Consider the following 15,380-nt stretch of genomic DNA (forward strand, 5'->3'; position numbering starts at 1 on the left):
GATCAACGGACAACCCGCACCCGGCAACGCACGGCGGTCAGATCCGCGGCGGCCGCGCCTCGTACGGCGTGGACAGCACCACCGTCGTCCGCGTGGACACCCCCGCCAACGACCGCACCCGCGCGAGCAGTTCCTCCAGTTCGTGCGGCGTCGCGACCCGCACCTTGAGGATGTAGTTCTCGTCACCCGCGACGCTGTGGCACGCCTCGATCTCGGGCACGTCCGCGAGACGGTCCGCAATGTCGTCGGGCGCACTGGGGTCGAAGGGCTTGACCGAGATGAACGCGGTCATGGGCAGACCGACGGCCTCCGGGTCGACGACCGCGGCATAGCCGCGGATGACGCCACGCTGTTCCAGCCGTCGCACCCGCTGGTGCACGGCCGACGTGGACAGGCCCGTGGCCTTGCCCAGGTCGGTGTAGCTCATCCGCCCGTCCTCGACGAGCAGCTGCACGATCTGTCGGTCCAGCTCCTCCATGGCGCAAGAACCTACAGTGCGGTTGATCTCCTCGGATACCTGAGCGGCCCAGGCCATGGCCGGTTCGTGATCTGGCCGGCGGCGACTGTCAGCCGTCCGGGGGACAAACCCACCGCAGTGGGCACCTGCGCGCGGCATGTGATGAACGCCACAGGGCTCGAACAGTCTCCGTAATGTTCTCGTGATTACCGCCCAGGGGGGACGGGAAGTGCTTGCTGTGGTCGAGGCCGCAGTGCCTGATACGGCCCAGCCCGAGGGGGAGAACCCAATGCAGAGTCTTAAGCGCCCAGGTCGCACCGCACCCAAGCGGCAGCAGCTCGTCGTCGAGCCCGAGCCGGAGGGCGTCGAACCCGACACCTTCGACGACGAACTCGACGCCTACGACACCTTCGAGATGTTCCGGGTCGTCTGCCCGGACTGCGCACAGCCAATCGCCCTGCTGGCGGATGAGGAGGTTCTGCCGGAGCACGCGCTGTGCGCCTCGCCGTGGAACCCGTTCGGACTCACGGTCTGTGCCGGAACCGGCCGCAGGGCCGCGGACGCCCGCCCCGCGGACGAGTCCGTCGAACCCCAGGAGCAGGAGACCGCCCTGCTCTTGACGCTCCCTCGGGGACTCGACTGGCGGACCCAGCCCTTCTCGCACGTCGGCGGCCCGGGCTCACGCCCCATCAGGGTCCCCGTCATGCGCCGCCAAGCGGCCTGAGCGCGGGCCGTCTTCGCCCGCTCGCTCCATCCCAGTGACTGCCCCGCACCACGGCTCGCAGTCTGCCGTGGTGCGGGATCAGTGCGTCCGGGTCCTGGTCACCACGGACGCGAAACCGGGCACCTCAAGCACCACAACACCCCTGAACGCACGCCCGATTCCGCCCGCGGGTGACCTGTCCGGCCTCTTCTGCGTTGCCCTGGCATGACCCCCATCTCTTCAGCGACCGGGCGTCAACGCCTCCTGTTCGTCCCGCCGCCCGCAGAATCGGTTCGGCCGACCGCGCCGCGCTATCAGGACCCGCCGATCTACCTCGACCTGATGCGGGCCTGGGCCGAGCGCGGCCGCACTCTCCCGGGCCGGCACGACCCGGAGTGGATGCGGCTCGCGGCGCCGTGGCGGGGCCTCGACCAGTTCAGCGTCCCTCTGGACCCACGAGATGGCGGGCGATGACCATCCGCTGGATCTGGTTGGTGCCCTCGACGATCTGGAGCACCTTCGCCTCGCGCATGTAGCGCTCCGCCGGGAAGTCCGCTGTGTAGCCGTAGCCGCCGAGGATCTGCACGGCGTCGGTGGTGACCCGCATCGCCGTGTCGGTGCAGTGCAGCTTGGCCATGGCCGCCTGCATGGCGAACGGCCGGCCCGCGTCCCTCAGTCGCGCCGCCGCCAGGCAGAGCGCCCGGCCCGCCTCGATCTGCGTCGCCATGTCGGCGAGCATGAAGCGCAGCCCCTGGAAGTCGGCGATCGGCTTGCCGAACTGGCGCCTCTCGGTGGCATACGCCAGCGCCTCGCCGAGGGCCGCCTGCGCCACGCCGATCGCGCACGCCGCGATACCGAGCCGCCCCGAGTCGAGCGCGGACAGGGCGATCGCGAGGCCCTGCCCCTCCTCGCCGATACGCCGGTCGTCGGGGACACGTACCCCGTCGAAGTGGACCTGGGCGGTGGGCGAGCCCTTCATGCCCATCTTCTTCTCGGGGGGCGCGGCGCTGAGTCCCGGCGCGTCACCGGGCACCAGGAACGCGGTGATCCCGCGCGGGCCCTCCTCGCCGGTGCGCGCCATGACCGTGTAGAAGTCGGCGATCCCGCCGTGCGTGATCCAGGCCTTGGTGCCGGTGATCACCCAGGCGTCGCCGTCGCGCACCGCCTTGGTGCGCAGGGCGGCCGCGTCCGAGCCGGAGTGCGGCTCGGAGAGGCAGTAGGCGCCGAGCATGCCGCCGCCGAGCATCGCGGGCAGGTGCTCGACCTGCTGCTCCTTGGTGCCGTAGGCGGCGAGCGCGTAGGAGGCCAGGGAGTGCACGCTCACGCCGAGGCCGACGGTGAGGCGGGCCGCGGCGAGCTCTTCGAGGACCTGGAGGTAGACCTCGTAGGGCTGGTCTCCGCCGCCGTACTCGGAGTCGTACGGCAGACCGAGCAGGCCGGAGCGCGAGAGGAGGGTGAACAGCTCGCGCGGGAAGCGGCCGGCGTCCTCCTCCTCGGCCGCCTTCGGGACGATCTCCTGCTGCGCGATGTCGCGGACGAGCGAGATCAGGTCCCGGGCCTCCTCCGTGGGCAGTTGCCGGTCCACCGGCTGCGGGGCGCGGTCGGGCATGGCGACGCTCTCCTCCCTGTCGGGCACTGGCGGACGGGCCCGCGGGTGGGGGCGGCGCCGCCGGGTCGTTCTGGTGCCGGGCCGATGCTTGCAGTCCCGGGTCTCGGAAGCTGCTGACCAGCGGCTCTGCGCTGTGAGTATGCCCGATCGGAGGCAACCCGTCACCAGTTAACGACCGCTTACTTCAAGAAATACACGAGTACCCCCGGTGAGCGAAATTGGTCCGAACCATTGACCCGACTGGTCTAGTCCTCCTACTGTTTCCCACCACCGATTCACCGCGTTCATGCCAATCGGCGCGCGTTCCCCTCTCCCCGAGGAGACACCGGATGCACAACCCCCAGCGCTCCCGCTTCCGGGCGATCGTGTCGGCGGCCTGTTGTGCCGTTCTCGGCGCCGGCCTGCTCGCCGGCGCGGGCACCTCGACCGCGACGGCGGCGGCCTCGGCTCAGGAGGCCGCCGCCGGCACGAAGGCCGCCCCCCAGGCCAAGGCCGCCGACTCCAAGGTCGTCGGGTACTTCACCGAATGGGGTACCTACGACCGCAAGTACTACGTCAAGAACATCGAGACGTCCGGTTCGGCGGCCAGGCTCACGCACATCAACTACGCCTTCGGCAACGTCACCGGCGGCAAGTGCGCGATGGGTGACGCCTACGCCGCCACCGACCGGGCCTACACCGCCGCCGAGTCCGCCGACGGCAAGGCCGACACCTGGGACCAGCCGCTGCGCGGCAACTTCAACCAGCTGCGCGAGCTGAAGCGGAAGCACCCCGACCTCAAGGTCCTGTGGTCCTTCGGCGGCTGGACCTGGTCGGCCGGCTTCGGTGAGGCCGCGAAGAACCCGGCCGCGTTCGCCCAGTCCTGCTACGACCTGGTCGAGAACTCCAAGTGGGCCGACGTCTTCGACGGCATCGACATCGACTGGGAGTACCCGAACGCCTGCGGCGCCACCTGCGACACCAGCGGCAAGGCGGCCTTCAAGAACCTGATGCAGGCGCTGCGCGCCAAGTTCGGCCCGAAGAACCTGCTCACCGCGGCGATCACCGCCGACGCCACCCCGGGCGGCAAGATCGACGCGGCGGACTACGCGGGCGCCGCCCGGTACGTCGACTGGTACAACCCGATGACGTACGACTTCTTCGGCGCCTGGGACGCGGCCGGCCCGACGGCCCCGCACTCCCCGCTGACCTCGTACTCCGGCATACCGAAGGCGGACAACCACAGCTCGGCGACCATCGCGAAGCTCAAGGACCTCGGCATCCCCGCCTCGAAGCTGCTGCTCGGCATCGGCTTCTACGGCCGCGGCTGGACCGGCGTCACCCAGTCGGCGCCCGGCGGCACCGCGACCGGCCCGGCGGCGGGCACGTACGAGCAGGGCATCGACGACTACAAGGTGCTCAGGACCAGGTGCCCGGCGACGGGGACGGCGGCCGGGACGGCGTACGCCAAGTGCGGCAGCGACTGGTGGAGTTACGACACCCCGGCGACCATCGCGACCAAGATGAACTACAAGAACCAGCAGGGACTGGGCGGCACGTTCTTCTGGGAGCTGAGCGGCGACACGGCGAGCGGTGAGCTGATCAAGGCCATCAAGTAAGCGTGGGCGACCCGGGGCGGAGGGACCGTGACGGTCCCTGCGCCCCCGGCTCATGCGCCCTGGCGGGCGGTCTCCGGAGCCGGGTAGGCGGGGTCCAGGTCCTCGATCGCGCGCAGGGCGCCGCCGAGACCCTTCACCAGCAGCTCGCACATGGTCTCGCGGGGCAGTTCGGGGCGATCGATCCATTCGAGGGTGGTGCCCTCGACACCGCACACCCAGGCGAGCAGGCCCATGCGCGCCAGCGGGGTGATGTCGACGCGGCCGTACGCCCCCTCGGCGATGGTGGCGACGATGGCCGCGCGCACGCCGTCACGGATGGCGTGCACCTCGGTGTCGAAGCCGACGCCGCCGCTGACGATGGTGCGGTACGCGGCCTGGTTGTGCTCGGCGTAGCGCAGATAGCTGTCGATGGTGCGCTGGACCCGGTCGACCGGGGGCAGTTCGTGTCCGCTCGCCGCCAGGGTGACCAGGTCGGTGACCGAGTCCTGGATGATCGCCAGGTAGTAGCCGCGCTTGGACTGGAAGTAGTAGTAGATCAGCCCTTTGGCGACGTGCGCCTGCCGGGCGATGTCGTCCATCGACAGGGCATCGTAGGACGTGTCGGCGAACAACCTCCGCCCGATCGCGATGAGTTCGGCACGGCGCGCCAGCGAGCGCTCGGTGCCGCGGGCTCTCGGACGCACGGCAGACTCTTGACTGATATTCAATTTCGACCCTGGTTCCAACGGGCGGCGAGGCGGGACATCCGCAGTATGGCAGGCCGGAGGGCCGGGTCGTGGGTCAGGTCACAGCACGCCGCGTCCGGTCACAGCAGCCCGAGCTGGGTCACGAACATCGCGAGGACCACGACGAGGGTCCAGCCCGCGACGTGCTCGACGATCTTCGGGCCGTCGTCCTGAGGGCCGCCGGTGCGGACGCGGGCTGCGGTGGCTGAGTGCGCGGTCATGACTTCTCGCTGATTCGGTGATGCGGACGGACTTCCCCGGAGGGTCTGTTTACTTTGCCACCCGGAGCGGCTTGTGCGGCAGAGAGCTTGGTCACACGCGCACGCCCACGGCTGTCAGCGCCTTGCGCTGGGCCGCGTTCGGGCGTGCCGGGAAGTACAGGTAGCAGACGCCGCCGGTGCCGGAGACGACCTTGCCGGAGGCGTTGTACCGCTTGGTCCGCAGCCAGATGTTCTCCGTATGGCTGCGGATCGAGACGACTCCTGCGGCGATCCTCGGATCCGGGCCCGTAAGCCGTTTGACCTGCGTAACTTTGCCTAGCGTAGTGAAACTTAAGGAAACACTGGAGAGCGCAACCGTTTATCGGGGATCTCCCCGAGGGCTCCCCGCCGCCACGTCCTCCCCACGCACTCCCCAGGAATCCGCTCCGTGCCCGCGCTCTAGCTGGGGTTATTCGATCGCCAGGCGCCCCGGCGTGTAGGGCTGCCCCTTGCGGGCGGCGGCGCGCTGCCGACGCTCCTCCATGGCCATCACGCATTCACGGCAGGCCCGGACATCCTGAATGCCACCCGCGGCGGGGCGGATCGTTTTAACGTGCGCCGTCAGTACCTCCCCCTTGTCGGGATCACGGAAGCAGACCCCGGGCGCCCACTCGTAGAGGTCGAGGATCTGCTGGCGGTTCATCGTTTCTCCTAGGTCGGGCGGGCTGGGTGTGGGTGGGGGGTGTGGCCCTGGTTCCCGTGTTGCCCGACTGAATGCGCAGGTGGGGTGCGGTTCACTCGTTCAGGTGAACACATATTCGATTTCTGCACAGTACATCGAGCCCTGCGGCATGTGCCATGCGGCCGCAGGGCTGGTGTGCGGGGTGTGGCGCCCGCCCCGCAGGCCCTTCACGTCTGCTCTACGGGACCGAGGCGCTCATCCGTCGGTGCGTTCAAGATCACAGAAAGCCTGCTGTCACCAGGCTGACTAATGATCACGTCGGTCAGAGCGTTTGTCGAGTGCCCCGCGACCTCCCCGACGATGATGACTGGCTGCTACACGAGCGGCGCCGCATCGGCCGGCGGATCAGGGACGCGCGCTTAGACCACAACCTGACGCAGGAGCAGGTCTTCCTCGCCGTCCCGATGAACCGGAAGTTCTACCAGGAGATCGAGGCCGGGCAGGCTAACCCGTCGCTGGAGACGCTGCTGCGAATCTCGCGGGTCATCGGGGTGGCCATCTCCGACCTCCTTCGGTGAGCGGCGTTGGGCGGAGCGTCATCAGTGAACATCGGGGATGCGGCTGAATGGAAGCGGTCGCCGGGCATCTCTATGACCAAAATGAGCGCACCCTGTGTGAACAGGTAGCCGCTCGCACATACTCTGGCCTGCTCTTAGGCCCCCCTTCCCTGCCGGAGCTTCCCGCGGAGGCACCGGTGTCCGCAACGCGTGAGCGGCACGGCCGGCCCGGGTCCGGGGCGCAGGTCGTGGTTGCCGTCGCAGTGTCCGCATTCGCCGATCCGGCAGGGCCCGCAGACGCCGCTGTCGTCGTCTGGGCGGCCGTTCACAGCACGCCTCGCAGCCCGACTGGGGATTCGGCGGGGCAGACGTGGACGGGGCCTATGGTGCTGCCGCTGGGTGAGAGTCGGTCGCCGATGCGCAGCGGCTCGTGGTCTCGACTGCCGCAGGGGCAGGCGGGTTCGGGGGGTGTGGTCTGCTCGGCCGCTGGGTCTCTACCCTCGTCCATGTCGACGCTCCTTGCAGCTGTCGGCCATGCCCCGGGCCGGTGTGCCGCCGGTCGCGGGGGTCCTGCAATTTTCACGGTATACCGCGGTAGACCGCACTGTACTGCGGTCGCGCGGTGTACTGCGGGTATCTAGCGTCAACCGTGTGAGCGTTGATCTTGACCGGACTCGGCCGATCTGGAGACAGATCGCGGCCATCATCACTGGCCGCATCGAAGACGGCACCTACCCGGCCGGCTCCAAGGTTCCCTCCGTCGTGGACATCAGCACCGAGTTCGAGGTGGCGGCCAGCACCGCCCAGAAAGTGCTCCGCCACCTGAAGGACGAGGGCCTGGTGCGGGCCGAGGTCGGGCTGGGGACGTTCGTGCAGGAGAAGCCGAAGCCATAGCCCGCTGTCAGAGGGGAGCACTACCCTGATCGGCATGCCCACCTCTCCCCCGTCTTCGGGGTCCGCGCGCTCTGTCGAGGAGCTGAACGCGGCGATCCGTGCGCTGTTCTCGCACCGGGATGCGCGGCTGACGGATGAGCAGCGGGAGGAGTATCGGCGGCTGCTCGCCGAGCTGAGGCAGGTCGAGCGCGGGGACGTCACGACCGCCGCTTAAGATCCTGGCTCGTGAGCGACATCGAGTTCCCCGACGCCCTGATAGCCCTAGAGCGCGCCGCCTGGGAGGAGCACCAGGCCGGGCGGCTCACCGTCGCCACCGCCAACGCCGTGCAGGACGCCATCACCGCGCACGCTGAGGCAACCGGGCTGCCGCGGGTCGAGGTCGAGATGGCGCTCAAGCGGGCCGTGCGGCACGCGGAGACGGCCGACTAGAGTCGGATCACAGGCTGCCCTCGACCACGGCCCGGGTCGCCCCAACAATCCGCCCGAGCTTCACAGTCACACACTCCTCGTTGAGGCCGTCGACCGTAAGCACGGGATCGTTCGGCTGCACCCAGCCGAAGTGAGTGGTGGTGCGCACGCTGTCGCCGACCATCTCGGTCAGCTTGACCGTCGCCTCACCCTGGGGATTCCAGGAAATTTCGATCTCCTGCTCCGGAAAATCCGGTTCGAACGCCAAAGCCCCTCCCGGGTTGCAGCCCCGCCCTGGGTTCCACGCCGGGCGGGGCGCCAGCAACTCAGCAAACCCGACTTGATCGAAAGCGATGCAATGCCGGAGACCTCAGGCTACGCGCCGCCACTGACAACGGGACGGCGAGTCGACAGCACGTAAGTGCCCGCACCGAAGCCCTGCCGCGCGGCCCGCTGGGTATCCACCCGCAGCTTCGCGACGCTGTCCGCCATGGGCCGCAGGCACTCCAACTGGATCACTGGCGCGGGCGGGTAGTGCCGGTCGAGTTGCTTCAGCGCGCGCTCGGGGTTCGGGTACGGGCGGTACGACATGGGCGCCTCCTCGCGTCGCCGCCAGGATGGCAGACGGTCACGCCTCATCTGGCCACTCCGTCAACACGGCGCCGGTGTCCTCGTCGACGAGGGTGACGCGGGCGTCGGGCAGGGTGCCGTGCTCGCCGATCCACCGCGTGAACTTGGAGCGGGCCACGGGCTCGCTCCCCCACCAGCCGTGCATCACCGGACGGCCGGCGGAGGTGAGGGTGAGGTGGTAGCGCTCGGGGCTGTGGTTGCTGCTCACGGCGACCACCCTAGACTCGAACACATGAACGACATGCCGCCTGAGGAGCGTCTCACGAAGCTAACCGCTTTGGAGGAGTGGCTGGACTACCAGCTGCGCACCACCCGGGCGAAGATCCGCACGCTTGAGGCGGAGCTGGAGCGAGGACAGCGGCAGGCGCAGCGGGCGCGCGACGAAGCCCGGTGGAAACTAGAGCCGGCACGCGACAGACGCACCGTGCTGCACCGCGGCGGCTGCGGCATCTGGACGGGCGACCACGGATTCCTCACCCGTGACGAGGCACTGCTGGCACTGGGGGACGAGAGCCTGCACGTAGAAATGTGCCAGGCCTGCAACCCGGAGCCCGGCCTGCGGGGGACGTGACAGCGCCCGCCGAGACGGGGGATGCTCGGCGGGCGCTGCGGCCAGTGTGGCACGCCCTCCTGACAGGACGGCCGTCTTCCGCGTACCGTGGCCGCACCGATCTGGGGAGGCATCATGGACGACGACACGACCTGGGGCTAAGCCCCGGACAGCAGAACGCCCCCGCAGCCGACTGGCTGCGGGGGCATTGTCGTGGTCAGGATCGATTGTCGCGCGGGAGCAGCGGGTTGTTGCGGCGCCGGTCGGCCGGGCGGACGTAGGTGAGCACCTGTGTCGAGTTCTTGCTCCAGCGTCCGTGCTCGGCAATGAAGGGCACGGGGACGCCGCGCTCCGCGGCATCGGTCGGCGCCCCGGCTCGAAGGCCGTGCGCGGTCATCCGTTCCGCGTCCGTCAGCTTGGCGTCCTTGGCCAGTCGCTTCACGATCTCGTTCACCGTCTCGCCGGTCATGCCGGCGCCGACGTTGCCCCATACGTCGATACTCCGCAGGAGCCGACCCTCTGTAATGCCATGCTCGGCCAGCCCTTCAAGATAGGAGTTCACGATGGCCCGGGCGTCGATGTCCGGCGCGATGGCCCTGGGGATGTCGATGTCTTCTCCGTGGGCGCTGGTGTCGGTCTTCGACATGGGGATGAAGACGGTTACCCACTCGTCTGCGACCGTCAGCTGGTCGATGGTGACGGAGGCGAGCTCTGAGCGGCGGCCCATGAGTCCGTATCCCAGAACGAGAATGGTTGCGTCTCGTCGGCCGCTGAGGGAGCCGGTGTCGCACTGGGCCAGTAGGAGGCGCAGTACGTCGAGGGTCACGGGTTTGGCTCGCCGAGGGCGCCAGCCGTCGCGCGCGCGGTCCTGCCGGTGCACTTTGATCAGGTCTCGGGCGGCCCTGGAGTTGGGTTGCCCTTCGAAACCTGCACGGAAGTGCGCGGTTCGGACCGCAGAGAGGGCCTGGTCGAGGCTGGCTGGCGAGTACGGCTTGCCGGTCGCCTGGGACGTGGAGCGCATGAGGTATCCGATGAACTCGGCGATCGTCTCGGCGGTCATCGGCAGCGGAGTGCGCCCCTCTCGCTCGCACCAGGCGAGGGCCATGTTCCACCAGCGCGCGTAGGCGCGTTCCGTGTTGGCCGCAGTGGCGCGCTTGAGGTCTTCTGCGGTCTCGCCTGAGATGTGGCGGTCCCTGGCAGCTGACGGCTGTGCGGTCGGGACGAACTCCACTTCCACCGGTTCGAGTTCACTCGCCAAGTTCGGCTCCTTTATGGAAGTTTGTGTAGAACTAGCATACGCCCGACGGTCGTTGATATGTGTGGGTTATCGAGAGTGGTACGGCTTAACTCGGCGCCCAGACACAGCAGAACGCCCCCTCCCGAAGGAGGGGGCGTTACTCATTCGTCGTCGGCCGGCGGCATGGGGGGCGGTTCGCGAAACGGCCAGCGCGACAGATACAACGGCGTGCCGGGATCGTCTTCCGGGACTGGGGGCATGGGGCCTCCTACTTACTGGCCGGCGTCGTGGGCTTGGTCTTCCGTGGGGCTTTGATCCAGCGCTGTACGGCGGCGACGGTGGCCGGGTCGAGGCTGGCGACGGCCCGGGCGGCGGCCTGGTCGTCGGCCGCCGTCTCGACCCCGGCCTCCATGAGGGCAGCGGACAGGAGCGCAGCCTCCTTCTCGTCGACCGGGTCCGGGGTAGGCGCTGGCGCGGACGCGGGTACGGGCTGGGGTTCGGCCTCCCCCAACTGCACGAGCGACCGCATGTCCGCTGCCGTGTCGTCCCGGCGCGGCTGAAGCGGGATCGGGTCGGACATGCGGCCTCCTACGGGTATTGGCGGCGGTACGGGTCCACGCCGGCGGCGAGCGGTCCGGGCACGTCGGGTCCGGGTTCCTCTCCGCCGGTCTGGCGGCAGGTGTAGTGGCTGGAGCCGTCGCCGTCCGGAGTGCAGGTGTAGGTGGCGCCCCGGTACTCGAATGTCCAGCTCGATGGCGCGGGTCCTGCGGGGCCTTGTTCGCCGCGCTCGCCCTGCGGTCCGGGCGGTCCAGCAGGGCCTGCCTCTCCCTGTGGGCCTGCCGGTCCAGCTGGCCCGGCTTCGCCGTTGGCGCCTGGGCTTCCGGCCGGTCCCGGTTCTCCGGGGGTGCCCGGGGCTCCGGTCGCCGAGGTGCCGTCTGCTCCGTCGTCTCCGTCGCGACCGGGCTTCCCTGGCGACCCGCTCGGGCCGGGTGCACCTGACGGGCCCGGTTGTCCAGGCTCGCCGGGCTCCCCCTGCTGGCCTGGCGGCCCGGTCACCGAAGCGCCTGGCTCCCCCCGTGAGCCGGACGGGCCGGCCACCGGAGTGCCGCCGAGGCGCTGCACCTGGTTGGCAAGGGCGTCGCGGGCGGCTCGCTCGTATCGCAGTTGCTGTGCTTGGTCGACGACGAGCACGACGAGCACGGCGAACAGGGTAAGCGCGAGGAGGGCGGTGAGGCCGATGAGCCATTCGGCGCGCGGCAGCCGGAGCGTGCGGCGCTTGTGGAGGCCGGTCACTTCGCCACCACCGCCCAGATTGCGACAGCCGCCGACATGAGCGCCAGCAGCACCGGGATCACCGCTTGGTAGAGGCGCTTTTGCCTCTCCTGCTCGCGCCGATCCCGCTCCGCCAGCTGGTACGCCTCGAAGGCGTTCTCCAGCGCGTCACGCGCGTCCGCGACCTTCTGGACGTCCTGGCTGATGGCGGTGATGCGCTGGTCGGTGTAGGCGGACTGGAGCGTGTAGACCTCGGTGGAAACCACCTTGTCGAGGCGGGCGTTGATGCCCTGCCCCATGGCCTGGATCTCCTGGCGCAGGGCAGCGACCGCGCGCCCGAGTTCGCCGACGCTCAGCTCGTCGGGCACGTGCTACTCCTGTCAGACGCCCCGCGGACCGGCGGGCGCGGACGGGCTAGAGGGGGTCACCTGCACTCGGGTCAGCAGGGTGAGCAGGGCCAGCACGAAGGTGTTGATGGCGCCGACGGTGCCCTGGCTGACCTCGTAACCGAACGCGGCGACGGCAGTGGCGCCGGCCGCGACGATCGCGGTGAACGCCTGAGGCGCGATCGGCCGTGTCATCGCGGCGGCGATACCGCCGAGGATCGCGGAGACCAGGGCAACGATGACACCAGCCTGCTCGGCGGTCAGGCTCGTCACGCCGAGGCTGACGACGAGACCGAGCACCGCAGACAGGGTGTTTAGTACGACGACCGGCTCTCTGCCGAAGATGCGCATGGTCAGGACTCCTTCGTGATGGCGGCCCGCAGCTGGGCGACCTCGGTTCGCAGTGCCTTGAGTTCGGTGAGGATGGCGACGGTGTTCTCGGCGGACTTGCGGGAGTGCGCGTAGCCGGAGCCAAGCGCCACGTCCACGGGGATCTGTCGGTCTTGGAGCCCCTTGTCGTTGGGCCAGTACTTGGGGATCCAGTCGCCGAGCTTGATGTGGTCGCTGAGCTTCATCTCTGCCTCCGTCGAGGGCTTGGGTGCGGCCGGGGTCGGGGCGGCGGGCCGTGGCGCGCCGGCCTTGATCCAGGCGTAGATGACGTCGCCGGGGCAGCTGGTGGCGTAGCCGTCGCGGTGGCCGCCGATCCACGTCCCGGCGGGGCCCTTCTCGCGGCAGTACTCGATGGCGTCGCGGGCGCCGTTGAGCTGGTCGTTCGTGGGCTTGGTCAGGCCGGAGGAGCCGGCCATGAGGAGCACCGCGTAGTCCTGCTCGTTGAGCGTGGTGTTGCCGTTCGCCGAGTTGCGGCGGTGCAGGCCGCGGCCTTCGTACACGTAGCCGTGGGTGCAGACGACGAAGCTGTAGCCGATGTCGGACCAGCCGTTGCCGTCCATGTGCTGGGCCTGGATCTGTCGGACGTAGTCGTCGCACTTGTCGTGCGGCCTGTCCGCGTAGGCGGTGCCGAGGTAGTGGAGCTTCACGCCGCGACGGGGGCGGCTGTACGGGGTGGCGCCGTTGGGCATGCGGTAGGCGCGGGCGCCCCACTGGGATCTGGGGATGAGCTTCACGCGTCCCCCTTTCTGGGCGGGTTAGAGGCTGACGGTGACGCCGTTGAAGCCGATCCACGGAGGTTTCGTTGTGCTGCTGAACCCGAACACCTCGAGGTAGCCGTCCACCCTGACGTCGAGCTTGAGGGCGATGCGGTCACTGGAGACGTCGGAGCAGGGGATCAGCACGGTCCGCAGCGTCGACGGCCGCACGGCGCTGGGGAGGGCAGTGTTGTTGACGACGTAGCTGCCCGTCGGTGACGTCGGGTACGAGGATCGGCCGAGCGCCCCGCGGAACTGCAGGGACTCCTCGCCGGAGATGTTGAGGAGCCGGTACTGGAAGGCGCCGTTGTTGTTGCCGTTCTGCGTCCAGGGCGACTCGGGCGTGATGGTCGTCCACGAGGAGCGGCCCACGGATACGGCTACCCAGGTGCTGCCGTCCCACAGGTCGAGGCGGTTGACGTCCTGCAGCCACGTCAGCATGCCCTCGACCGGGCCCGAGGCTCCGGCGAGCGTCGCGCCGCGGGTAATGGCGGAGGAGAAGCGCAGGATGCTGCGCTGGGCGATCGCATTGACGATGTCCTTCGCCAGCTTCGATGCGTCGGGGGCGTCGGTGAGGGAGGCGATGTTGATGCCTTGCCCGTAGTCGTCCGGTGTGGGCACGCGCCCCTCCTAGATGGTGTAGCTGAGGCCGTCGAGGGACACCCACGTCGGCAAGTTCGTGGACTGGAAGGTGCGCAGCGCCCCGGCCGCGGTGATTTCCAGACGGCACACGGCGGGCATCGCCCCGGCGTCGCGGGCGACCGCCCACGCCACGGCGACGCCCGGGCGGATGGCGGTCGGGATGGTGGCCAGGGTGTCGCCGTCAGGGATCGTGCCGGAGGTGGGTCCGATGCGGCCCCGCATCCAGATGCGGCGACCTTCGCGCATCCAGCTGGCGGTATAGCCGTGGCCGGGGTTGGTGTATCCGGCCGCCAGGGCGAGCGTGGTCCATCCGCTGACGGTGGCGAGGGTGCCCATCGCCAGCCAGTTGCCGCTGCTGGACTGGTCGATGCGGATGACGTCGCCGACGGCCGGCAGGGTGTAAGTGTCGATGCAGCGAATGTCGTCGATCCCGTCGGCGTCGACGGTGCCGTTCGGGTTCACGGCGGTGACAGTGGCGAGGCGCCAGTCGGAGCCACGCACGGCCGGGCTGTTGGCGCCCGCGCGGACCGCTTCGGTGGCCTGGAAGTCGGCGTATTCGCGGGCATGGGCGAAGAGGCTCTTGTCGCTCACGCGTCCTCCTTCGCCGAGATCGTCGAGATCGGGAAGTCGCCACCCAGGTCGAGCGGCACGGAGAAGCTCGCGACCTGGTGGAGCTCGCGGCTGCCGTCCTCGTGCGTCACGCGGATGACGTCGCCGGGCTCGAGCGCAGGGTTCGGCAGGGCGGAGATGTCCCCGCTCGCGTTCGGCGCCCGGGCGGCGGCCAGCTTCAGGTTCGCGGCCTGCGCGCAGGCGTTGGTCGTGGTGAGCGTCGACGAGCTGTAGAACATCGGCCTGCGGCCATACGGGCCCGACCAGTAGGTGGGGCTCGTCGGGTCGGTGTCGACGGCCAGGTAGGAGACCGGCGGGACGTTCTCAGAGGTGTTCTCGCCGCGCGCGAGCACGCCGTTGTAGACGCCGTCGCTACTCATGGCCCGGTTGCCGGAGATGTAGACGCCACCCTCGGTGGCCTCGACCGCCCACACGGGGGTGGTCGTGAGCAGGTCTGGAAGCGTGGAGATGACGAAGACTCCGTCGGCGTTGGCGTACACCTCGGCGCCGGCCGCCGCCGCGACCTCCTGCGCGCCGGCCCACGGATCCGCTTCCACGTCGAAGACGCGGGAGCCGATGGGCTGGTCGACGATCAGGCTGATGACGTCGGCGGTGGGGATGCTGCGCTGGATGAGTGCGGCGACCGCACCGGCGACGGTCCCGGACACCTTGAACGGCGCGGTGAATTTGTCGTCGGCGACGACCGCCTCAAGGCCCTTGCCCTGCAAGGTGACGGGCCCTTCGGTGACGTCTCCGTCGACGGAGTCCAGCCGGAACACGCCGAGCGGCACGAGTTCGGTGTCGTTGGGGTTGCCGTACTCCACCCCGCGGGAGATCCGCAGCTTGGCCCCGTAGGTGGCGAGCTGGTCGGCGGGGGTGCGCGGGATGAGGGACGGGTCGGCGACGGTGACGGTGCACGTGCGGCGGATCGCCTGCGCCCGGTCGACGGTGACGCTGCCCCCGACATGCTCCAGGTCGATGACGCGGCCGTCGGTGAGGAACAGCTTGACCTCGGTGAGCGGCCGGTGGTCCTCGGCGAGCCGCGGCAGGAACCGGGCGCTGACGGGGTACATCGA

23 protein-coding genes and 1 pseudogene are annotated in these 15,380 nt (G+C 69.4%); 7 read left to right on the top strand and 17 right to left on the bottom strand.

Annotated features, from left to right (window positions below; genetic code table 11):
* Nucleotides 1–37: 37 nt before the first annotated feature.
* Nucleotides 38–478: an Lrp/AsnC family transcriptional regulator gene (locus tag AOQ53_RS07525; RefSeq protein WP_059416099.1), complete on the bottom strand. Its 441-nt coding sequence runs from the start codon at nucleotides 476–478 to the stop codon at nucleotides 38–40.
* Between the two features lie 268 nt (nucleotides 479–746).
* Here AOQ53_RS07525 and AOQ53_RS07530 point away from each other — a divergent pair, with 268 nt between their 5' ends.
* A complete protein-coding gene (locus AOQ53_RS07530) occupies nucleotides 747–1,181 on the top strand; it encodes a hypothetical protein (protein ID WP_059416101.1) in 435 nt (144 codons plus the stop codon).
* A 415-nt stretch (nucleotides 1,182–1,596) separates the two neighbouring features.
* Here AOQ53_RS07530 and AOQ53_RS07535 read toward each other — a convergent pair whose 3' ends face one another.
* Complete coding sequence (locus AOQ53_RS07535; RefSeq protein ID WP_059416103.1) at nucleotides 1,597–2,769, bottom strand: acyl-CoA dehydrogenase family protein; 1,173 nt, start codon at nucleotides 2,767–2,769, stop codon at nucleotides 1,597–1,599.
* 329 nt (nucleotides 2,770–3,098) lie between these two features.
* Between AOQ53_RS07535 and AOQ53_RS07540 the strand changes: the two genes are divergently transcribed.
* Nucleotides 3,099–4,367, top strand: a complete 1,269-nt coding sequence (locus AOQ53_RS07540) for a glycoside hydrolase family 18 protein (RefSeq protein WP_059416104.1) — start codon at nucleotides 3,099–3,101, stop codon at nucleotides 4,365–4,367.
* A 50-nt stretch (nucleotides 4,368–4,417) separates the two neighbouring features.
* On the opposite strand, the gene AOQ53_RS07545 is transcribed toward AOQ53_RS07540, so the two are convergent.
* The 4 genes and pseudogenes from AOQ53_RS07545 to AOQ53_RS07550 all read right to left on the bottom strand — a co-directional run bounded on the left by AOQ53_RS07545 (nucleotide 4,418) and on the right by AOQ53_RS07550 (nucleotide 5,995).
* Nucleotides 4,418–5,074, bottom strand: a complete 657-nt coding sequence (locus AOQ53_RS07545; protein ID WP_059416105.1) for a TetR/AcrR family transcriptional regulator — start codon at nucleotides 5,072–5,074, stop codon at nucleotides 4,418–4,420.
* 98 nt (nucleotides 5,075–5,172) lie between these two features.
* Nucleotides 5,173–5,313 (bottom strand): SCO1431 family membrane protein, encoded by a 141-nt coding sequence (locus tag AOQ53_RS43450; protein WP_107084002.1) that lies wholly within the window; start codon nucleotides 5,311–5,313, stop codon nucleotides 5,173–5,175.
* A 91-nt stretch (nucleotides 5,314–5,404) separates the two neighbouring features.
* A pseudogene (locus AOQ53_RS45870) lies at nucleotides 5,405–5,554 on the bottom strand (peptidase C39 family protein); the annotation flags it as partial.
* A gap of 207 nt (nucleotides 5,555–5,761) precedes the next feature.
* Nucleotides 5,762–5,995 (bottom strand): hypothetical protein, encoded by a 234-nt coding sequence (locus AOQ53_RS07550; protein WP_059416106.1) that lies wholly within the window; start codon nucleotides 5,993–5,995, stop codon nucleotides 5,762–5,764.
* A 317-nt stretch (nucleotides 5,996–6,312) separates the two neighbouring features.
* On the opposite strand from AOQ53_RS07550, the gene AOQ53_RS44470 reads away from it, so the two are divergent.
* The 4 genes from AOQ53_RS44470 (at nucleotide 6,313) to AOQ53_RS07570 (ending at nucleotide 7,854) form a co-directional block, all read left to right on the top strand.
* Nucleotides 6,313–6,552 carry a helix-turn-helix transcriptional regulator gene (locus AOQ53_RS44470; protein ID WP_059416107.1) on the top strand — a complete coding sequence of 80 codons (240 nt, stop codon included), beginning with the start codon at nucleotides 6,313–6,315 and terminating at the stop codon, nucleotides 6,550–6,552.
* A gap of 630 nt (nucleotides 6,553–7,182) precedes the next feature.
* Nucleotides 7,183–7,425, top strand: a complete 243-nt coding sequence (locus AOQ53_RS07560) for a GntR family transcriptional regulator (RefSeq protein WP_059416109.1) — start codon at nucleotides 7,183–7,185, stop codon at nucleotides 7,423–7,425.
* Between the two features lie 34 nt (nucleotides 7,426–7,459).
* A complete protein-coding gene (locus AOQ53_RS07565) occupies nucleotides 7,460–7,639 on the top strand; it encodes a hypothetical protein (RefSeq protein ID WP_059416111.1) in 180 nt (59 codons plus the stop codon).
* Nucleotides 7,640–7,650: 11 nt separating this feature from the next.
* Nucleotides 7,651–7,854, top strand: coding sequence for a hypothetical protein (locus AOQ53_RS07570; protein ID WP_059416113.1), 204 nt, complete (start codon nucleotides 7,651–7,653; stop codon nucleotides 7,852–7,854).
* A gap of 7 nt (nucleotides 7,855–7,861) precedes the next feature.
* On the opposite strand, the gene AOQ53_RS07575 is transcribed toward AOQ53_RS07570, so the two are convergent.
* The 3 genes from AOQ53_RS07575 to AOQ53_RS07585 all read right to left on the bottom strand — a co-directional run bounded on the left by AOQ53_RS07575 (nucleotide 7,862) and on the right by AOQ53_RS07585 (nucleotide 8,671).
* The gene (locus AOQ53_RS07575; protein WP_059416115.1) at nucleotides 7,862–8,101 is read right to left on the bottom strand and encodes a hypothetical protein; all 240 of its coding nucleotides are present in this window, start codon (nucleotides 8,099–8,101) and stop codon (nucleotides 7,862–7,864) included.
* A gap of 107 nt (nucleotides 8,102–8,208) precedes the next feature.
* Nucleotides 8,209–8,424, bottom strand: coding sequence for a hypothetical protein (locus AOQ53_RS07580; protein WP_059416117.1), 216 nt, complete (start codon nucleotides 8,422–8,424; stop codon nucleotides 8,209–8,211).
* 37 nt (nucleotides 8,425–8,461) lie between these two features.
* Nucleotides 8,462–8,671 carry a hypothetical protein gene (locus AOQ53_RS07585; RefSeq protein ID WP_148640298.1) on the bottom strand — a complete coding sequence of 70 codons (210 nt, stop codon included), beginning with the start codon at nucleotides 8,669–8,671 and terminating at the stop codon, nucleotides 8,462–8,464.
* A 24-nt stretch (nucleotides 8,672–8,695) separates the two neighbouring features.
* On the opposite strand from AOQ53_RS07585, the gene AOQ53_RS07590 reads away from it, so the two are divergent.
* Entirely contained in the window at nucleotides 8,696–9,034 is a 339-nt protein-coding gene (locus AOQ53_RS07590; RefSeq protein WP_148640299.1) for a DUF6233 domain-containing protein, read from the top strand.
* 196 nt (nucleotides 9,035–9,230) lie between these two features.
* Here AOQ53_RS07590 and AOQ53_RS07595 read toward each other — a convergent pair whose 3' ends face one another.
* From AOQ53_RS07595 to AOQ53_RS07630, 8 genes are all read right to left on the bottom strand, one after another.
* Nucleotides 9,231–10,271, bottom strand: a complete 1,041-nt coding sequence (locus tag AOQ53_RS07595) for a tyrosine-type recombinase/integrase (RefSeq protein ID WP_059416123.1) — start codon at nucleotides 10,269–10,271, stop codon at nucleotides 9,231–9,233.
* A 247-nt stretch (nucleotides 10,272–10,518) separates the two neighbouring features.
* Nucleotides 10,519–10,830, bottom strand: coding sequence for a hypothetical protein (locus AOQ53_RS07600; RefSeq protein WP_059416126.1), 312 nt, complete (start codon nucleotides 10,828–10,830; stop codon nucleotides 10,519–10,521).
* A gap of 709 nt (nucleotides 10,831–11,539) precedes the next feature.
* A complete protein-coding gene (locus AOQ53_RS07605) occupies nucleotides 11,540–11,890 on the bottom strand; it encodes a hypothetical protein (protein WP_059416128.1) in 351 nt (116 codons plus the stop codon).
* A 12-nt stretch (nucleotides 11,891–11,902) separates the two neighbouring features.
* The gene (locus tag AOQ53_RS07610) at nucleotides 11,903–12,259 is read right to left on the bottom strand and encodes a hypothetical protein (protein WP_059416129.1); all 357 of its coding nucleotides are present in this window, start codon (nucleotides 12,257–12,259) and stop codon (nucleotides 11,903–11,905) included.
* A 2-nt stretch (nucleotides 12,260–12,261) separates the two neighbouring features.
* Nucleotides 12,262–13,032, bottom strand: a complete 771-nt coding sequence (locus tag AOQ53_RS07615; protein WP_078945195.1) for an N-acetylmuramoyl-L-alanine amidase — start codon at nucleotides 13,030–13,032, stop codon at nucleotides 12,262–12,264.
* A 21-nt stretch (nucleotides 13,033–13,053) separates the two neighbouring features.
* Nucleotides 13,054–13,674, bottom strand: coding sequence for a hypothetical protein (locus AOQ53_RS07620; protein ID WP_059416131.1), 621 nt, complete (start codon nucleotides 13,672–13,674; stop codon nucleotides 13,054–13,056).
* Nucleotides 13,675–13,683: 9 nt separating this feature from the next.
* The gene (locus tag AOQ53_RS07625) at nucleotides 13,684–14,286 is read right to left on the bottom strand and encodes a hypothetical protein (RefSeq protein WP_059416133.1); all 603 of its coding nucleotides are present in this window, start codon (nucleotides 14,284–14,286) and stop codon (nucleotides 13,684–13,686) included.
* Nucleotides 14,283–15,377, bottom strand: coding sequence for a DUF5047 domain-containing protein (locus AOQ53_RS07630; protein ID WP_059416135.1), 1,095 nt, complete (start codon nucleotides 15,375–15,377; stop codon nucleotides 14,283–14,285). Before AOQ53_RS07630 ends, AOQ53_RS07625 begins: the two co-directional genes overlap by 4 nt.
* Between the last annotated feature and the right edge of the window lie 3 nt (nucleotides 15,378–15,380).

Origin of the sequence: Streptomyces azureus, assembly GCF_001270025.1 — a bacterium.
GTDB classification, from domain to species: Bacteria; Actinomycetota; Actinomycetes; order Streptomycetales; family Streptomycetaceae; genus Streptomyces; species Streptomyces azureus.

Excerpts from the sequence above, each read along its gene's own strand:
- AOQ53_RS07525 (WP_059416099.1), bottom strand. The coding sequence starts at position 478 with ATGGAGGAGCTGGACCGACAGATCGTGCAGCTGCTCGTCGAGGACGGG.
- AOQ53_RS07530 (WP_059416101.1), top strand. The coding sequence starts at position 747 with ATGCAGAGTCTTAAGCGCCCAGGTCGCACCGCACCCAAGCGGCAGCAG.
- AOQ53_RS07535 (WP_059416103.1), bottom strand. The coding sequence starts at position 2,769 with ATGCCCGACCGCGCCCCGCAGCCGGTGGACCGGCAACTGCCCACGGAG.
- AOQ53_RS07540 (WP_059416104.1), top strand. The coding sequence starts at position 3,099 with ATGCACAACCCCCAGCGCTCCCGCTTCCGGGCGATCGTGTCGGCGGCC.
- AOQ53_RS43450 (WP_107084002.1), bottom strand. The coding sequence starts at position 5,313 with ATGACCGCGCACTCAGCCACCGCAGCCCGCGTCCGCACCGGCGGCCCT.
- AOQ53_RS07550 (WP_059416106.1), bottom strand. The coding sequence starts at position 5,995 with ATGAACCGCCAGCAGATCCTCGACCTCTACGAGTGGGCGCCCGGGGTC.
- AOQ53_RS07565 (WP_059416111.1), top strand. The coding sequence starts at position 7,460 with ATGCCCACCTCTCCCCCGTCTTCGGGGTCCGCGCGCTCTGTCGAGGAG.
- AOQ53_RS07580 (WP_059416117.1), bottom strand. The coding sequence starts at position 8,424 with ATGTCGTACCGCCCGTACCCGAACCCCGAGCGCGCGCTGAAGCAACTC.
- AOQ53_RS07590 (WP_148640299.1), top strand. The coding sequence starts at position 8,696 with ATGAACGACATGCCGCCTGAGGAGCGTCTCACGAAGCTAACCGCTTTG.
- AOQ53_RS07600 (WP_059416126.1), bottom strand. The coding sequence starts at position 10,830 with ATGTCCGACCCGATCCCGCTTCAGCCGCGCCGGGACGACACGGCAGCG.
- AOQ53_RS07610 (WP_059416129.1), bottom strand. The coding sequence starts at position 12,259 with ATGCGCATCTTCGGCAGAGAGCCGGTCGTCGTACTAAACACCCTGTCT.
- AOQ53_RS07630 (WP_059416135.1), bottom strand. The coding sequence starts at position 15,377 with ATGTACCCCGTCAGCGCCCGGTTCCTGCCGCGGCTCGCCGAGGACCAC.